We start from the raw sequence: 16,672 nt of genomic DNA, 5'->3' as shown, positions 1-16,672 counted from the left end.
AATGCGTTTGCTTCAAAGCTTGCCGCTTGGAGCTTGAAACTTGCAGCTGCTTTTTTAACGTCCTGCGCGGGATTCGCGAATGTAGAAGCGGGCTTTCTCGGCTTTCTTGCTGCAGCCTTCGAAGCCTTCGAATTGTTGCTGGGTCTTGGCGGCGGTCAGCAGCGACAGCGCTTTGGAATAGCTGACGGTGCCGGCGAAGCCTTCAGCCTTGGCCAGGTCCAGTTCGTGCCAGGCCGCGTCGAGTTGGCTGCCGCAGCTGTCGCGGTACGCGGTTTTGCCGGCGCAACCGGCCAGAACCAGAGCCATCAACGGTACACAGATCCAGGCTTTCATCACTCACACCTCAAGGTAGGTCAACAGTCGTGCAGGTAAGACGGCCAAGCGGCGAAAAAGTGCCTCGCTCGCCGGTCAAACCACGTGGCGCAGAGCATAGCGCGCAAGCGTGCGCCGCGAACGAAAAACGACGTCACCGCTTCGCGCAACGACCTTGGCGATTGAGCCGCTTGGCCGATGCGTGCATTGTGCAGGCTTGTCGGGAGGAAGTTTGATGAAAAAGCGTGTCGCACTGGTGCTGGGCTCCGGTGGCGCCCGGGGCTATGCCCATATCGGCGTTATCGAAGAAATTGAAAAACGCGGCTACGACATCGCCTGCATTGCCGGTTGTTCGATGGGCGCGGTGGTCGGCGGGATCTATGCCGCCGGCAAACTGGATGAGTACCGGCGCTGGATAGAAAGCCTTGATTACCTCGACGTGCTGCGCCTGGTCGATGTGAGTTTCCGTCTCGGCGCGATTCGCGGTGAAAAGGTCTTCGGGCAGATTCGCAAGATCGTCGGCGAGATCAACATCGAAGACCTACGCATCCCCTACACCGCCGTCGCCGCCGACCTGACCAATCAGCAGGAAATCTGGTTTCAGGAAGGCTGCCTGCACCAGGCCATGCGCGCCTCTGCGGCGATTCCCAGCCTGTTTACCCCGGTGATGCAGGGCAATCGCATGCTGGTCGACGGCGGCATTCTCAATCCGTTGCCGATCGTTCCGGTGGTGTCGAGCCACTGCGATCTGATCATCGCGGTCAACCTCAACGCCACCAACCAGCGGCAGTACAAGTTGCCGGTGATCGAGCGGCCAGCGGCGTTCCGTTCGCGCTTCGACAGTCTGATCAAATCCATGGGTTCGAAGTTGCCATTCCGCCGTAAACAGGCCGAGCAATTGTTGAAGCTGGAACAGGAAGCCTTGCGCGCCGAGGCGGCGGAGATCAATCCGTGGCTCGAAGGCGTCGAACCGGAAAGCCAGCAACCGGCCGCCGCCCCGGAACGCGAAGGCGCGCCGAAATCCGCTACCGGTTCATTCATCATCGATAACGTCGGGCCGGCGTCGCTGCTGGATTTGATCAACCAGAGTTTCGAGGTGATGCAGACCTCACTGGCGCAGTACAAGATTGCCGGGTATCCGCCGGATATCCTGATCAACGTGCCGAAGCGGGTGTGCCGGTTTTTCGAGTTCTACAAAGCGCCGGAACTGATCGCGCTGGGGCGGGAGATTGCCAGTGATACGCTGGATCGGTATGAGCAGGAGCAGGGTTGATCTGATGCGGATTTTTCGGAGTATTTGATGGCCTCTTCGCGAGCAGGCTCGCTCCCACATTTGAAATGCATTCCCCTGTGGGAGCGAGCCTGCTCGCGAAAGCGTCAGCTCAACCAGCTTCACTCAACAACCGATACCCAACCCCCGCCTCAGTCACGATAAACCGCGGCCGGGTCGGGTCATCCGCCAGTTTCTGCCGCAGATGCCCGACCACGATGCGCAGGTAATGACTGTCCTCGGTGTGCGTCGGCCCCCAGATATCCTTGAGCAACTGCTGCTGGGTGATCACCCGCCCCGGATGCCGCGCCAATTGCGCGAGCACCGCGTATTCCTTGCGGGTCAGGGCGACTTCGGCGCCGTCGAGCAGCACGCGCCGATAGGCCAGATCTACAGTCAACGGGCCGAAACTCAGCGCCGCCGGTTGCGCCTCGCCCGCTGGTGCCTGACGCAATAACGCACGAACCCGGGCGAGAAATTCCTGAATGCCGAACGGTTTGGTCACGTAGTCATTGGCGCCGCCATCCAGCGCTTCGACCTTCTGCCCTTCACTGGCACGCACCGACAACACCAGCACTGGCGTGGTCGCCCACTCGCGCAACTCGCGCAGGACCTGCTGACCGTCCATGTCCGGCAACCCGAGGTCGAGCACCACCAGGTCCGGTTTGCTCAGCGCGGCTTGCGCCAGGCCTTCAGCGCCGGTGCCGGCTTCGAGCACTTTGTAGCCTTGTGAAGCGAGGCTGATGCGCAGGAATTTGCGGATCTGCGGTTCGTCATCGATGACCAAAATGGTCGCGGTCTGGCTCATGAATTCACATCAACACAAAAGAGTGGCAAGAGAGTAGCGCAGTCGACTTCAAGCTTCACCGTCCATCCCCGGCTGCGCCTGCAACGGCAGGTGCAAGGTGATGCAGGTGCCGCGCCCGTCGATGCCGTCAGCCACGGAAATGCGCCCACCGTGGGCGCCGACCATGCCCTGACAGATCGCCAGCCCCAACCCCGTGCCCTGCCCGCCGCGATCGCCGCGCGCGGCGGTGTAGAACATGTCGAAAATCTTCGCTCGGTCCTCTTCGGGAATCCCCGGGCCTTCATCGCTGACCGCAAAGAAAATCTCCTGCTCATCGGCGCCGGCGTGCAGTTGCAGGCGACCGTGGCTGGGGGAAAATCGCGCGGCGTTTTCCAGCACGTTAACCAGCGCCTGTTCGATCAGCGCCGCGTGCACATACAGCAGCGGCAACTCGGCCGGCACCTCGGTGCTGACCTGCAGCGGCGCCAGCACCGCGCGCAGGCGGTTGAGTGAACTGCCGACGATATCGGCTGGCGACACCCAGTCCCGCGCCAGCTTCAAGGCGCCGTGGCCGAGGCGGGTCATATCGAGCAGGTTCTGAATGTAGCGGTCGAGGCGTTCGGCCTCATCGCGGGTGCCTTCGAGCAGCTCGCGGCGATCCTCCAGCGGGATCGCTTCGCCGAGGGCCAACAGGCTGTCGATGCTGCCGCGCATGGCCGTCAGCGGCGTGCGCAAATCGTGGGACACCGAGGCCAGCAAGGCGCTGCGCAACTGTTCGGTTTCGCCGTGCAGACGCGCCGCTTCAAGGTCATCGGCCAATTGCGCGCGGGCCAGGGCTTGCGCCAACGGCTGGCTCAGCGCAGTGAGCAAACGTCGGCGCTGACCGCTCAAGCTCTGGCTTTCCTTGGCGCAAACACCAAGCAACGCCAGCGGCCCGTCCTCCACCGACAACGGCCACCACCACCAACGCCCCAGCGGCAAGGTACCGGTGCCCTTGCCCGCCGGTTGATCGTGTTGCCAGGCCCAATCGGCGGCGGCGCGTTCGGCCTCGGTAAATTGCAGTGGCCCGCCGGTTTCGACTTTCCAGCCGCCCTGGCCGTCGCGGTTGAGCAAGCACAATTGCACATCGCTCCAGCCTTCGAGGTGTTGCGCGGCAGCGCTGATCACGGCTTGGCGATCCGTCGCGGCGGTGAGTTTGCGCGACAGGTCGAGCAGTTCGCTGGTCTCTTCCTGGGTATCGCGCAAAGCCTGCAACTGCCGCCGCTGACGCGCCGCAAGGTTGCCGGTGAGCGCCGCCATCAACAGGAAGAACAGCAGCGTCAGCACGTCTTCTTCGCGCTGAATGCTGAACGAGAAATTCGGCGGGATGAATAGAAAATCGTAGGTGAGAAACGACAGCGCCGCACAGGCCAGCGCCGGGCCGAGGCTGCTGCGCACCGCCACCAGCAACACCGCCGCGAGAAACACCAAGGAGATGTTCGGCAACGGCAACACACTCGACACCGCCCAGGCCAAGGCCGTGGCCAACAACGTCGCGACCAGCGCCAGCGCGTAGTCGAACCATACCAGCGTGACTGAATTGCGCGGGCGCGGTTGGTGCTGCTCGTGATCACTGTCGAGCACGTTGATTTCCAGACCGTGAGCCTGACGCAGCAGGCGCGCCGCCAGACCACCGCCGAACAGGCGACGGCGCAAGCGTGGCCGCGACTGGCCGACCAGCAACAGACTGGCGCGGCGCTCGGCGGCGTGTTGAATCAGGGTTTTCGCCACTTCGCCGGCCCGCAACAGCACCACTTCGCCACCGAGGCGTTCGGCCAGTTGCTGGGCGCTTTGCAAACGCAACCGCGATTGCTCGTCGCGTACGCTGCCGTTATCGACATGCACCAGACTCCACGGTAAATGCCGGCGCTGGGCGACACGACTGGCATGCCGTACCAGGCGTTCGGCTTGCGCATCACCATCGACGCCGACCAGCAATCGCCCGCGCACTGCCGGGGCGGCCTGACCGAGCTGGCGATAGCCTTGAGCGAGATCGTTATCGACCTGCGCAGCGGCGGTTTGCATCGCCAGTTCGCGCAACGCGGTGAGGTTGGTCTGGGTGAAAAACGCATCGATCGCTGCGCGGGCCTGTTCCGGCACGTAGACCTTGCCTTCGCGCAGACGCTCGAGCAATTCACGCGGCGGCAAGTCGATCAGCAGCAGCTCGAAAGCTTCCTGCAACACCCAGTCCGGCAGGGTTTCGCGCACCTGCACGCCAGTGATGCCGCGCACCTGATCATTCAGGCTTTCCAGGTGCTGGACGTTGACCGTGGTGAACACGTCGATGCCGGCGGCGAGCAGTTCCTGAATGTCTTGCCAGCGCTTGGCGTGACGGCTGCCGGGGGCGTTGCTGTGGGCCAGTTCATCCACCAGCACAAGCTTCGGCTTGGCCGCGAGAATGCCGTCGAGGTCCATTTCCTCAAGCAGCACGCCACGGTATTCGCTGCGCACCAGTGGTTGCTGCGGCAGGCCACCGAGCAAGGCTTCGGTTTCGGCGCGGCCATGGGTTTCGACCACGCCGGCGAGGACCTTCACGCCTTGGCGCAGTTGCGTGTGGGCAGCCTGGAGCATGGCGTAGGTCTTGCCGACCCCGGGCGCCGCGCCGAGAAAAACCTTGAGCCGGCCACGGCCATCGCGGGGCAGGTCTGCTAACAGTGCGTCGGCGCGGCCGGAGTCGCTCATGCTGGGGATGCTCTCTTTCTTCTGAGGTTTATGCGGTGACTGTCAGGGCGCCTTCGCGAGCAGGCTCGCTCCCACATGGATATGCATTCCAAAGGTGGGAGCGAGCCTGCTCGCGAATGGCCGCGCCGCCGATTACAGGTTTTGCAGTGCCAGATTCAGCTCCAGCACATTCACCACCGGCGGCCCAACCAGCGGCTGTTCGATGTGCTTATCGAGCAGTTGCTGCAAGGTCGACACCGGCAGGTTGCGCGCTGCTGCGACACGCGCCAGTTGATAGGCAATTGCCGCCGGTGGCAAGTGCGGATCGAGGCCGCTGGCGGAGGTGGTCAGCAAGGCCAATGGCACCGGCCCCTGCCCAGCGACTTGTTGTTTTTGCGCGTCTTCGATTACGCGGGTCGCGAGGGCCGGATTGCTCGGCGCGAGGTTGCTGGCGCCGCTGGCGACGGTGGCATAAGCCCCGGCGGACGGGCGTGGGTGGAACCAGTTGTCGCCGCTGAAATCCTGGGCGATCAGCGCCGAGCCGCGGACTTTGCCGTCGGCGTCGTGGATCAGGCTGCCGTTGGCCTGAGCCGGGAAAGCGACCTGGGCGATGCCGGTGACCGCGAGTGGATAGGCGACGCCGGTGATCAGGGTCATCAGCGCCAACAGGGTCAGGGCCGGGCGTATCATTGTGGACATTTCAAGATCCTCGAATTCGTTGGACAAACTTTTGCCGGGTGTCAGGGAGATCCTTTCCCCCTCACCCCAGCCCTCTCCCCCAAGGGGGCGAGGGGGAAAGGGAGCCGATCTTCATGCTGTTCAAAACCTGAGTTCGGCTCGGAATTTCTGGTCGGCGAACCTCGCACAAACACCTCGGTCAGTCCCCTACGGTGATTGGCTTTCCAATCGCGCATTCACCTCGGTATCCCAAGTCGGCGTACCTCTCGCAAACACCTCGGTCAGTCCCCTCTCCCCCGGGAGAGGGCTAGGGTGAGGGGCTCTTTTCAGCCTTACACCAGATGCAACGCCGTAAGCAGCATGTCGATCACCTTGATCCCCACGAACGGCACGGCAATCCCGCCGACGCCATAGATCAGCAGATTGCGCCGCAGCAACGCCGCCGCACTCGCCGCCTGCACCCGCACGCCGCGCAATGCCAGTGGAATCAGCACAACGATGATCAGTGCGTTGAAGACGATGGCCGAGAGAATCGCGCTCTGCGGACTGCTCAGATGCATGATGTTCAGCACGCCCAACTGCGGGTAAATCGAGGCGAACAGCGCCGGCAGAATCGCGAAGTATTTGGCGATGTCGTTGGCGATGGAAAAAGTCGTCAGCGCGCCACGGGTCACCAGCAATTCCTTGCCGATCTGCACCACGTCGAGCAGCTTGGTCGGGTCGCTGTCGAGGTCGACCATGTTCGCCGCTTCGCGTGCTGCTTGTGTGCCATCGTTCATGGCCATGCCGACGTCTGCCTGGGCCAGCGCCGGGGCGTCGTTGGCGCCGTCGCCGCACATGGCGACCAGGCGACCGTCGTTCTGCTCGTGACGAATCCGCGCGAGTTTCTTCTCCGGCGTGGCTTCGGCGAGCACATCATCGACGCCTGCTTCAGCGGCGATCGCAGCAGCGGTCAGCGGGTTGTCGCCGGTGACCATCACCGTGCGAATTCCCAGTTTGCGCAGCTCGGCGAAGCGCTCGCGGATGCCTGGTTTGACCACGTCCTTGAGATGGATCGCGCCAAGCAATTTGCCGTCAGCGCAGACCAGCAACGGCGTGCCACCACTCTGGGCGATCTTGTCGATTTCCCGCGCCAGCGCCGGGGCCAGATCGGTACGCTGTTGACCGAGAAACGCCAGCAGCGAATCCACCGCACCTTTGCGATACACGCGGCCCTGATAATCGACGCCGGACAAGCGGGTTTCCGCGCTGAACGGTACGGCGGTCAGGGTTTCCGGAGCCGGCTCCGGTTGCGGATGCAGGCCACGAAGGAACTCGACGATCGACTTGCCTTCAGCGGTTTCGTCGGCCAGCGAAGCAAATAACGCGCCTTCGGCCAGCTCACGGCCGCTCACACCCGGCGCGGCATACACCGCGCTGCAACGACGGTTGCCGAAAGTGATGGTGCCGGTCTTGTCGAGCAGCAGCACATGCACGTCACCCGCCGCCTCCACCGCGCGGCCGGATTTGGCGATCACATTCAGGCGCACCAGCCGATCCATCCCGGCGATACCGATGGCCGACAGCAGACCGCCGATGGTGGTCGGGATCAGCGTGACCAATAACGCCACGAGGAACACCAGCGGCAGGCTGCCATTGGCAAAGTGCGCGAACGGTTGCAGGGTGACGACCACCAGCAGAAAGATCAGGGTCAGGCCGATCAGCAGGATATCCAGCGCGACTTCGTTCGGGGTCTTCTGACGCTTGGCGCCTTCGACCAGGGCGATCATGCGGTCGAGGGTCGATTCACCAGGGTTGGTGGTGATCTTCACCAGCAGCCAGTCGGAGACCAGCCGCGTGTTGCCGGTGACGGCCGAGCGGTCGCCGCCGGACTCACGGATCACCGGCGCCGATTCGCCAGTGATCGCCGCTTCGTTGACCGCCGCAATACCTTCGATGACTTCGCCGTCACCGGGGATCATTTCCCCGGCTTCGACTCGCACCACATCGCCCTTGCGCAGATTGGCGGCGGGGACAATCCTGAAGCTGCCATCAGCCTGACGGCAGCGGGCGCTGAGGCCTTCGCTGCCGGCCTTGAGGCTGTCGGCGCGGGCCTTGCCACGACCTTCGGCCAGGGCCTCGGCGAAGTTGGCGAACAGCACGGTGAACCACAGCCACAGAGCGATTTGCGCGGCGACGAAGGTCGGCACGTCGGCATCCGGAAGGAAGCACAGCACAGTGGTGAAAATCGCCGTCAGTTCGACCACCAGCATCACCGGCGAACGCGCCAGTTGTCGTGGGTCGAGCTTGACGAAGGCTTGCGCCAGCGCCGGGCGCCACAGGGCCGAGATCGCGGTTTTGGCTTGTTCCGGCGCTTTGACGGCGGCGGGTTTGATTGCAGGCATGTTCATGATGGATTCCTTAGAAGCCCATACTTAAATGTTCGGCGACAGGACCGAGCGCCAGCGTCGGCAAGAAAGTCAGGCCGCCCACCAGCAAAATGGTCACGGTCAACAGGGTGACGAACAGCGGGCCGTGAGTCGGGAAGCTGTTCTGGCCGACCGGTGCGCTTTTCTTCATCGCCAGGCTACCGGCCAGTGCCAGCACCGGCAGGATGTAGCCGAAGCGGCCGATCAACATGCCCAGACCGAGCATCAGGTTGTGGAACGGCGTGTTCGCGCCCAGGCCACCGAACGCCGAGCCGTTGTTGGCGCTGGCCGAGGTGTAGGCATAGAGCAACTGACTGAAACCGTGCGCGCCGGGGTTGCTGATGGTTGCCGCAGCGCTGGGAACCGTGGCGGCAATCGCGCCGAGCACCAGCACGCCGACGGGCATCACCAGCAGCGTCACCACCAGCAACTGCACTTCGCGGGCCTGGAGTTTCTTGCCGAGGTATTCCGGCGTCCGACCGATCATCAGACCGGCGAGGAACACCGCGATCAGCACGTTGAGCAACATGCCGTAGAGCCCGGCGCCGACACCGCCGAAGATCACTTCGCCGACCATCATGTTGACCAGCGCGACCATGCCGCTCAGCGGGTTGAGGCTGTCGTGCATGCCGTTGACCGAACCGTTCGAGGCCGCCGTGGTAGTCACCGACCACAGCACCGTCGCGGTAGTGCCGAAGCGCGCTTCCTTGCCTTCCAGCGGCGCAGCCTGTTCGACAGCGGCGTTGTCCAGGGTCGGATTCGGCTGATACTCAGCCCACAACGACGTCGCGCCGCCAATCAGGAACAACGCCAACATGCAGGCGATGATCGCGCGGCTCTGGCGCAGATCCTTGACGTAGTGGCCGAAAGTGAACACCAGCGCCACCGGGATCAGAATGATCGAAGCGACTTCGAACAGGTTGCTCCACGCGGTCGGGTTCTCGAACGGATGCGCCGAGTTGACGCCGAAGAAACCGCCACCGTTGGTGCCCAATTGCTTGATCGCAATCTGGCTGGCGGCCGGGCCGAGCGGGATCACCTGATCGACGCCTTGCAGCGTCACGGCATTTACATACTGCGCGAAGGTTTGCGGCACGCCCTGCCAGACCAGATACAGCGCCAGCAGCAGGCACAGCGGCAGCAGGCCATAGAGGGTGGCACGGGTCATGTCGACCCAGAAATTGCCGAGGGTCTGCGCCGACTTACGGCCGATGCCACGACACAGCGCGACCAGCACAGCGAGGCCGGTGGCGGCGCTGACGAAGTTCTGCACGGTGAGACCGACCATCTGGCTCAGGTAGCTGAGGGTCGCTTCACCGCTGTAGGACTGCCAATTAGTGTTGGTCATGAAACTGACCGCGGTGTTGAACGCCTGGGTCCATTCCTGGCCCGGCAGGTTTTGCGGGTTCAGCGGCAGGTGATCCTGGAACAGCAGAATCGCAAACAGCAACAGGAAACCTGCAAGGTTGAACGCCAGCAGCGCCAGCGTGTACTTCTGCCAGCTCTGCTCCGCCTGCGCATCGACCCCGGCAAGACGATAGCAACCGCGCTCGACCGGGCCGAGAATCGGCGTCAGCCAGGTGCGCTGGCCCTCCATCACTTTGTAATAGAAGCGCCCCAGGAACGGCGCCGGCAGCAGGACCAGCGCAAAAAACCCGAGGATCAGCCAATAGTCATAACTGTGCATAGCCGCTCCTAGTTCCGGTCCGCGCGCAACAGCGCAACCAACAGATAAATGAACAGCCCCACTGCCAACAGCAGTGACACCCCGTCCAGAACGCTCATGGAAGATCTCCGTGTAACGGCGTATTGCCGTGTGTGCAGCGATTGTCGGGAAGGAGGCTGTAAAGGAACGAGAGCGAGGGCCGGCGTGGGGCATAAAAAAAGCGTAAAGAGTGGGTTTATGCGGGCTTTACGGCTGAGTTTCGTGGTGTTTGGGCTGGCCCCTTCGCGAGCAGGCTCTCTCCCACCGGGGCAACGCATTGCAAAATGTGGGAGCGAGCCTGCTCGCGAAGACGGCATCACCGACAACATCGCACCCAACTGGCGCACAAATAGCAGCTATTCCCCCGCGAACATCCCCGATACGACAGCTTTCAACTTATTACGACTTGTTTCATGGCGATGGCACGCCCACTGCACACGCCCTCCCCTGAGCTTTCCAACCATTGCGGGAGCAAGCGCATGAACACACAACTCAAACCCACGCTGGGCACGTTGCACCTGTGGGGCATTGCCGTGGGGCTGGTGATTTCCGGGGAATATTTCGGCTGGAGTTACGGCTGGGGCGTGGCCGGTACGCTGGGTTTTCTGGTGACTTCATTCATGGTCGCGACCATGTACACCTGCTTCATTTTCAGTTTCACCGAACTGACCACCGCGATTCCCCATGCCGGCGGGCCGTTTGCCTACAGCCGCCGCGCGTTTGGCGAAAAAGGCGGATTGATCGCCGGACTGGCCACGCTGATCGAGTTTGTCTTCGCGCCGCCGGCAATTGCTCTGGCGATTGGCGCTTACTTGAATGTGCAGTTTCCGGCGCTCGACCCGAAACACGCAGCGGTCGGCGCGTATATCGTATTCATGGGCCTGAACATTCTCGGGGTGAAACTGGCCGCGACGTTCGAGCTGATCGTCTGCGTGCTGGCGGTGGCTGAACTGCTGGTGTTCATGGGCGTGGTCGCGCCAGCGTTCAGCTTCAGCAACTTTGCACTGAACGGCTGGGCCGGTTCCGACGTCTTCGGCGCGCCGGCAATTGCCGGCATGTTCGCGGCGATTCCCTTCGCGATCTGGTTCTTCCTCGCCATCGAAGGCGCCGCCATGGCCGCCGAAGAAGCCAAGGACCCGAAACGCACGATCCCGAAAGCCTACATCAGCGGCATTCTGACCCTGGTGCTGTTGGCCATGGGCGTGATGTTCTTCGCGGGCGGCGTCGGCGACTGGCGCACCTTGTCCAACATCAACGACCCACTGCCGCAGGCAATGAAAACCGTGGTCGGCGACAACTCCGGCTGGCTGCACATGCTGGTGTGGATCGGCCTGTTTGGCCTGGTCGCCAGTTTCCACGGCATCATCCTCGGCTACTCACGACAATTCTTCGCCCTCGCCCGCGCCGGTTACCTGCCTGCCTCATTGGCAAAACTGTCGCGCTTCCAGACCCCGCACCGCGCAATCATCGCTGGCGGCCTGATCGGCATCGCGGCGATCTACAGCGACGGCCTGATCAACCTCGGCGGCATGACGCTCACCGCAGCGATGATCACCATGGCCGTGTTCGGCGCGATCGTGATGTACATCATGAGCATGCTCAGCCTGTTCAAACTGCGTAAATCCGAACCAAATCTGGAACGTACTTTCCGCGCGCCGTGCTATCCGCTTGTTCCGCTGATCGCGCTGATGCTGGCGGTGGTTTGCCTGGTGGCGATGGCGTGGTTCAACACACTGATCGGCTTGATTTTCCTCGGCTTCATGGCGGTCGGGTTCTGCTACTTCATGCTCACTGGGCAACTGCGTGCCGATGCGCCGGCGGATGCGATGTTGACCGGTCTGTGACACGGTTCGGGTGTGCCAGGCATAAGCGGCCTAGAATGGAACCACTGCGAAGTCGTTTCGCTCAAAGGTGGTATGCAGCATCGCACGGCGAAGTCCTCGCCCGTCGAGCTGCCATTAAGGAGAGCCGTTATGCCCTGGTATGCCTGGTTGATTCTGGTCGTTGCGATCGGCTCGATTGTCGGCGGATTGATGATGTTGCGCGACACCGCCAACAAGGTCGAACTGACCGATGAAGAACGCAAGCGCGTCGCACAGCGCAATGCCGAAGCGGATGCCAAGGATGCACAAGACCGCTGATACGAGCCCCGCCGCAATGGCGGGGTTGGTTTTTTCAGCACAGTCGGACTCACCCGCAGGCTGTTTAGATTTTAGAAGTACAGTCACCATTTAATCTTCCGTGGTTAAGATGGCAGCATCGTCGCGGAGAGCTCCACATGCGTTACTCGCCAGATCACAAAGCCCAGACCCATCAACGCATCATCAAGGAAGCTTCCGCCCGATTTCGCAAGGACGGTATCGGCGCCACCGGCCTGCAGCCTTTGATGAAAGCCCTGGGCTTGACCCATGGCGGTTTCTACTCGCACTTCAAATCCAAGGAAGAACTGGTCGAAAAAGCCCTGCAAGAGGCCGGCGAGCAAGTCGCGGGCCTGTGCGAAGAAATCTTCGCGCAGGAAAACCCGCTGCAAGTGTTCATCGACACCTACCTGTCGGAGTGGCACCAGACCTCGCCCCACGAAGGCTGCCCGCTGCTGACCATTTCCTCGGAGCTGGGTCTGCGCGGCCAGCCAAGCCCCACCAGTGACGAAGTCCTCAATGCTCGCCTCGAACAAATTCAGGGCACGCTCGAAGGCGAGAACAGCGCCGATCGCAGCATTGTCATCATGGCGACCCTGGCCGGTGCACTGCTGCTGTCACGCAGCGTCGCGGATGCCGACTTTGCTCAACGCATCCTCGACGTCACCCGCGATCACCTCAAGCAATCGAGCGATTAACCTTCCCAGCGCTTGAACAACACGCTCGCATTGACCCCGCCAAAACCGAAGCCGTTGGACAAGGCATATTCGATCACCATCGACCGCGCCTCGCCATGGACAATGTCCACCCCTTCGCTCGCTGGATCCGGGTTTTCAAAGTTGAGCGTTGGCGGCACTACCTGGTCACGAATCGCCAAGAGCGTGAAAATCGCCTCCAGCCCACCCGCCGCGCCGAGCAAATGACCGGTAGCGGATTTGGTCGAAGTCACGGCGATCTTGTTCTGCGTGCCAAACAACGCCTTGATCGCCGCCAACTCGCCGAGGTCACCGACCGGCGTCGACGTCGCATGTGCGTTGAGATGCTGCACCTGCTCCGGCGTCACACCGCCCTGAGCCAGTGCCAATTGCATCGCCCGCCGCGCGCCACTGCCGTCTTCCGGCCCGGCGGTCAGATGGTAGGCATCGGCCGTGGTGCCGTAGCCGACCAGTTCGGCCAACGGCGTCGCACCGCGTGCCAAGGCATGCTCCAGAGATTCGATGACCAACAGACCAGCGCCCTCGCCCATTACGAAACCATCGCGCCCACTGTCGAAGGGACGCGAAGCTTTTTCCGGAGTGTCGTTGTAGCCGCTGGACAGCGCCCGCGCCGCCGCGAAACCGGCGAGACTGACGCGATCGATCGATGCCTCCGCACCGCCACACACGGCAATGTCCGCCTCACCTGCGCGGATCAACCGGGCTGCGTCGCCGATCGCCTGAACCCCGGCGGCACAGGCGGTAACCGGTGCGCCCAACGGCCCTTTGAGGCCATGCTGGATCGATACATGACCAGCCGCGAGATTGACCAGAAACGATGGAATGGTGAACGGCGACAAACGCCGAGGACCACGGCTGTCGGTGGTACGCACCGCATCGGCAATGGCCCCGAAACCACCGACACCCGAGCCGATGATTGTTGCGGTCCGCTCCTGGCTTTCAGTGTCCGCCGGATGCCAGCCGGCCTGCTCCAGCGCCTGCCGAGCCGCTTCCATGGCAAACATGATGAAGCGATCCATCTTCTTCTGTTCCTTGGGCGGCGTCGCACGATCCGGATCAAATCCGGCCTCGGCGTCTTCCTCCACCGTCGGCACACTGCCGCCGACCCGGGTCGGCAGATCAGCCACCACAGCGTCCGGCAGATTACGCAACCCGGAACGCCCGGCCAGCAGACGCTGCCAGACGATTTCAACATCACTGCCCAAAGGTGAAACCAGGCCCATGCCCGTGACGACGACTCGACGTTGGTTCATACCGTGGTTACCCCTTATCAATTCAAAATTCGACGTGCATCGGTGTGCGGCGATTCGACTGCTGAATCAGTCCCGAGTGAAATTATTATAGGCATAATCAAGGCGCAATATGATACCCGTAATTTTAAGCGCTCAGGCATCCACCAGATCGGCACCCAATAAAAAGGCCGGTCAATGACCGGCCTCTCGGCGTTGAACTGTCAGCTTAGTTCACTTCCAGCTTTTCACGATTGCGATCCAGAATCGCCTTGCCGATCCCCTTCACTTCCAGCAACTCATCCACCGACGCAAACGGCCCGTTTGTATCCCGATACGCAACAATCGCCTGGGCCTTGGCCTCACCCACACCCGCCAACTCCTTCTGCAACGTTGCCGCATCCGCACCGTTGAGATCGACCTTGGCAGTCTGAGAAGGCGCAGCTGCATCCATCAACAAAGGCGCTTTCGTCGTCTCCGAAGGCGCTACAGGGGCAGCAATCGCAGCGATCGAAGCGCTAGTGAGGAAAGCAAAGATCAGCGAATAGAAATAACCGGTACGCATAAGTGACGCTCCATCATCGTTTTAGAAAGCAGCTTTTCCGAAGCTGCTCTCCAAACGTAGGTCATGATGAAGGGAAGTCAAAAATGCGAGCGTTACAGGATGTGAAACAATCAGGGCTCGAGGCGACGTTGCTGGTAGATCCAGTCAACGATTTCGCCATCGGGGGTGTAGCCGGAGACGGTTTCGCGCAGGAGTTGGCGGACGCGTGAGTAATCATCCTTCTCAACCGCAACCAGTAAATCATGCAACCGGTTCTTGAGCACATCCCAAGGCAAGTGATCTTCACTTGCTGTCATGATCATCGGATGGGGTGTAGCGGCCACGTTGTCGCCGATCAGCAGCTCCTCGTAGAGTTTTTCACCTGGGCGCAGCCCGGTGAACTCGATAGAGATATCACCTTGAGGATTGCGTTCGGAACGAATACTCAAACCGGAAAGGTGGATCATTTTTTCTGCAAGCTCGACGATTTTTACCGGTTCTCCCATATCCAGGACGAATACATCTCCCCCCTGCCCCAATGAGCCGGCCTGGATAACCAACTGCGCGGCTTCAGGAATGGTCATAAAGTATCGAGTGATTTTTGGATGAGTAACCGTCAACGGTCCGCCGGACTTTATCTGACTGTGGAACAGCGGGATCACAGAACCGGAGGAGCCCAGCACATTACCGAAACGCACCATGGTGAACCGGGTTTTATTTACTCGCGAAACATTGGATTTATCACCAAACAGCACCGGTGCAATCTCCCGACTCAAGGCTTGAAGCGTCAACTCTGCCAGGCGTTTTGTGCTACCCATGACATTGGTTGGACGAACGGCCTTGTCAGTCGAAATCAGGACAAAGTTCGAAACGCCTGATTGCAAAGCAGCCTGAGCGGTATTGAGCGTACCTATTACGTTGTTGAGAACACCTTCAGCAATGTTGTGCTCAACCATCGGCACATGCTTATAAGCGGCAGCGTGATAAACGGTATCTACCCTCCAGGTATTCATTACATCGAGAAGCTTTTCCTGATGACGAATAGATCCAAGAATTGGCAGCAGTCGAACTGGCGCCGATTCACGGCACCCGCGGCCTTCCAGCTCTGACGCAATCGTATAAAGGTTAAACTCGCTGTGTTCGAATAAAATTAGCGTGGTCGGAGCCAAAGCGAAAATCTGCCGACAGAGTTCAGAGCCGATCGAACCGCCGGCACCGGTGACCATCACAACCTTGCCTTTGACACAGCGCTCCAGAAGATCCGACTGTGCCGGTACTGCATCACGACCAAGCAGGTCGGCAATATCGACCTCCTGAATATCCTCCACTTTGACACGCCCACTGGCCAAATCGCTGAAACTGGGGACACTCCGCACGTGAAGCGGGAAACCTTCGAGCAGATTCAATATTTCCCTCCGCCTGGCACGCGTAGAGGAAGGTAGAGCCAGAAGAATTTCCTGTGCGCCGGTCTCATCAATCATCTGTTGGATGTGTTTGGGTTTATAGACTTGGAGGCCGGAAATTGATCGCTCGGAAATACTCGCGTCATCGTCGATGAATGCCACCGGACGCATGACACGCCCCATACGCAGAGCTGCGACCAATTGATTACCCGCGACACCCGCACCGTAAACAGCCACCTTGGTTAGACCGTCTTCGCGGTTGACGAACGGTACGTGCTGAGCGGCAGTGAACCAGTTGCCCATGAAGTATTGGCGCATGCAAAGTCGCAATCCGCCGATTATCACCAGACTCAACCACCAATAGTTGAAGATGATCGAGCGCGGCACGACAGCCTGATGATTGCTGTACCAGAAGACGACCAGCGCAAGAATGAGGGAGGAAAGGCTGACGGCCTTGATGATCGCGATCAGCGCGTCATTCCCGAAATATCGCATGACCGCACGGTACATGCCGAAGCGGATGAACAGGGGAATCGCGACTATCGGGGCGCAAATAAACAACCAGAGATGGGTTCTGAGAGGATCCAAGACATCCTCGATCCCCAAACGAACCACAAAGGAGCCCCACAATGAAATCCAGACCAGAAACACGTCCATCACTACCTGAATCAGACGTTTTCTCTGACGCGGCATCCTAAGGAGGAAAAGTCGCAATTTGTCCATTACACGATGTTCCATTTCAATCTCGGTTGCTCCGACCAGCCAAAGATGTCACTCCCGTT

The 16,672-nt window shown here is 60.9% G+C and carries 14 protein-coding genes; 4 read left to right on the top strand and 10 right to left on the bottom strand.

What is annotated here, in order from left to right; genetic code table 11:
* Nucleotides 1-54 precede the first annotated feature (54 nt).
* A complete protein-coding gene (locus KVG85_RS02125; RefSeq protein ID WP_016770894.1) occupies nucleotides 55-333 on the bottom strand; it encodes a hypothetical protein in 279 nt (92 codons plus the stop codon).
* Nucleotides 334-547: 214 nt separating this feature from the next.
* Between KVG85_RS02125 and KVG85_RS02120 the strand changes: the two genes are divergently transcribed.
* Nucleotides 548-1,585: a patatin-like phospholipase family protein gene (locus KVG85_RS02120; protein WP_039759961.1), complete on the top strand. Its 1,038-nt coding sequence runs from the start codon at nucleotides 548-550 to the stop codon at nucleotides 1,583-1,585.
* A gap of 109 nt (nucleotides 1,586-1,694) precedes the next feature.
* Here KVG85_RS02120 and KVG85_RS02115 read toward each other — a convergent pair whose 3' ends face one another.
* The 6 genes from KVG85_RS02115 to kdpF all read right to left on the bottom strand — a co-directional run bounded on the left by KVG85_RS02115 (nucleotide 1,695) and on the right by kdpF (nucleotide 9,940).
* The gene (locus tag KVG85_RS02115; protein ID WP_016770895.1) at nucleotides 1,695-2,390 is read right to left on the bottom strand and encodes a response regulator; all 696 of its coding nucleotides are present in this window, start codon (nucleotides 2,388-2,390) and stop codon (nucleotides 1,695-1,697) included.
* Between the two features lie 48 nt (nucleotides 2,391-2,438).
* On the bottom strand, nucleotides 2,439-5,090 hold the full coding sequence (locus KVG85_RS02110; RefSeq protein ID WP_217862861.1) for a DUF4118 domain-containing protein: 2,652 nt from the start codon (nucleotides 5,088-5,090) through the stop codon (nucleotides 2,439-2,441).
* A 132-nt stretch (nucleotides 5,091-5,222) separates the two neighbouring features.
* Nucleotides 5,223-5,768, bottom strand: coding sequence for a potassium-transporting ATPase subunit KdpC (gene kdpC, locus KVG85_RS02105; RefSeq protein WP_133339429.1), 546 nt, complete (start codon nucleotides 5,766-5,768; stop codon nucleotides 5,223-5,225).
* 311 nt (nucleotides 5,769-6,079) lie between these two features.
* Nucleotides 6,080-8,137, bottom strand: coding sequence for a potassium-transporting ATPase subunit KdpB (gene kdpB / locus KVG85_RS02100; RefSeq protein ID WP_217862860.1), 2,058 nt, complete (start codon nucleotides 8,135-8,137; stop codon nucleotides 6,080-6,082).
* Between the two features lie 10 nt (nucleotides 8,138-8,147).
* Complete coding sequence (gene kdpA / locus KVG85_RS02095) at nucleotides 8,148-9,842, bottom strand: potassium-transporting ATPase subunit KdpA (protein ID WP_217862859.1); 1,695 nt, start codon at nucleotides 9,840-9,842, stop codon at nucleotides 8,148-8,150.
* A gap of 8 nt (nucleotides 9,843-9,850) precedes the next feature.
* Nucleotides 9,851-9,940, bottom strand: a complete 90-nt coding sequence (kdpF, locus tag KVG85_RS02090; RefSeq protein ID WP_007899818.1) for a K(+)-transporting ATPase subunit F — start codon at nucleotides 9,938-9,940, stop codon at nucleotides 9,851-9,853.
* Nucleotides 9,941-10,339: 399 nt separating this feature from the next.
* On the opposite strand from kdpF, the gene eat reads away from it, so the two are divergent.
* From eat to KVG85_RS02075, 3 genes are all read left to right on the top strand, one after another.
* Nucleotides 10,340-11,704 carry an ethanolamine permease gene (gene eat, locus KVG85_RS02085; RefSeq protein WP_217862858.1) on the top strand — a complete coding sequence of 455 codons (1,365 nt, stop codon included), beginning with the start codon at nucleotides 10,340-10,342 and terminating at the stop codon, nucleotides 11,702-11,704.
* Nucleotides 11,705-11,833: 129 nt separating this feature from the next.
* Nucleotides 11,834-12,001, top strand: coding sequence for a DUF2897 family protein (locus KVG85_RS02080; RefSeq protein ID WP_016770901.1), 168 nt, complete (start codon nucleotides 11,834-11,836; stop codon nucleotides 11,999-12,001).
* A gap of 137 nt (nucleotides 12,002-12,138) precedes the next feature.
* On the top strand, nucleotides 12,139-12,696 hold the full coding sequence (locus KVG85_RS02075; protein WP_217862857.1) for a TetR/AcrR family transcriptional regulator: 558 nt from the start codon (nucleotides 12,139-12,141) through the stop codon (nucleotides 12,694-12,696).
* Here the strand turns inward: KVG85_RS02075 and fabF are convergent.
* The 3 genes from fabF to KVG85_RS02060 all read right to left on the bottom strand — a co-directional run bounded on the left by fabF (nucleotide 12,693) and on the right by KVG85_RS02060 (nucleotide 16,628).
* Nucleotides 12,693-13,967 (bottom strand): beta-ketoacyl-ACP synthase II, encoded by a 1,275-nt coding sequence (fabF, locus tag KVG85_RS02070; RefSeq protein ID WP_217862856.1) that lies wholly within the window; start codon nucleotides 13,965-13,967, stop codon nucleotides 12,693-12,695. The two genes, KVG85_RS02075 and fabF, sit on opposite strands and share 4 nt — an antisense overlap.
* 205 nt (nucleotides 13,968-14,172) lie before the next feature.
* Nucleotides 14,173-14,508, bottom strand: coding sequence for a ComEA family DNA-binding protein (locus tag KVG85_RS02065; RefSeq protein ID WP_095182224.1), 336 nt, complete (start codon nucleotides 14,506-14,508; stop codon nucleotides 14,173-14,175).
* 110 nt (nucleotides 14,509-14,618) lie between these two features.
* Nucleotides 14,619-16,628, bottom strand: coding sequence for a polysaccharide biosynthesis protein (locus tag KVG85_RS02060; protein WP_217862855.1), 2,010 nt, complete (start codon nucleotides 16,626-16,628; stop codon nucleotides 14,619-14,621).
* Between the last annotated feature and the right edge of the window lie 44 nt (nucleotides 16,629-16,672).

The sequence above is a fragment of the Pseudomonas triticicola genome (assembly GCF_019145375.1).
Taxonomy (GTDB): Bacteria; Pseudomonadota; Gammaproteobacteria; order Pseudomonadales; family Pseudomonadaceae; genus Aquipseudomonas; species Aquipseudomonas triticicola.
This window is presented reverse-complemented; position numbering and strand designations above follow the sequence as displayed.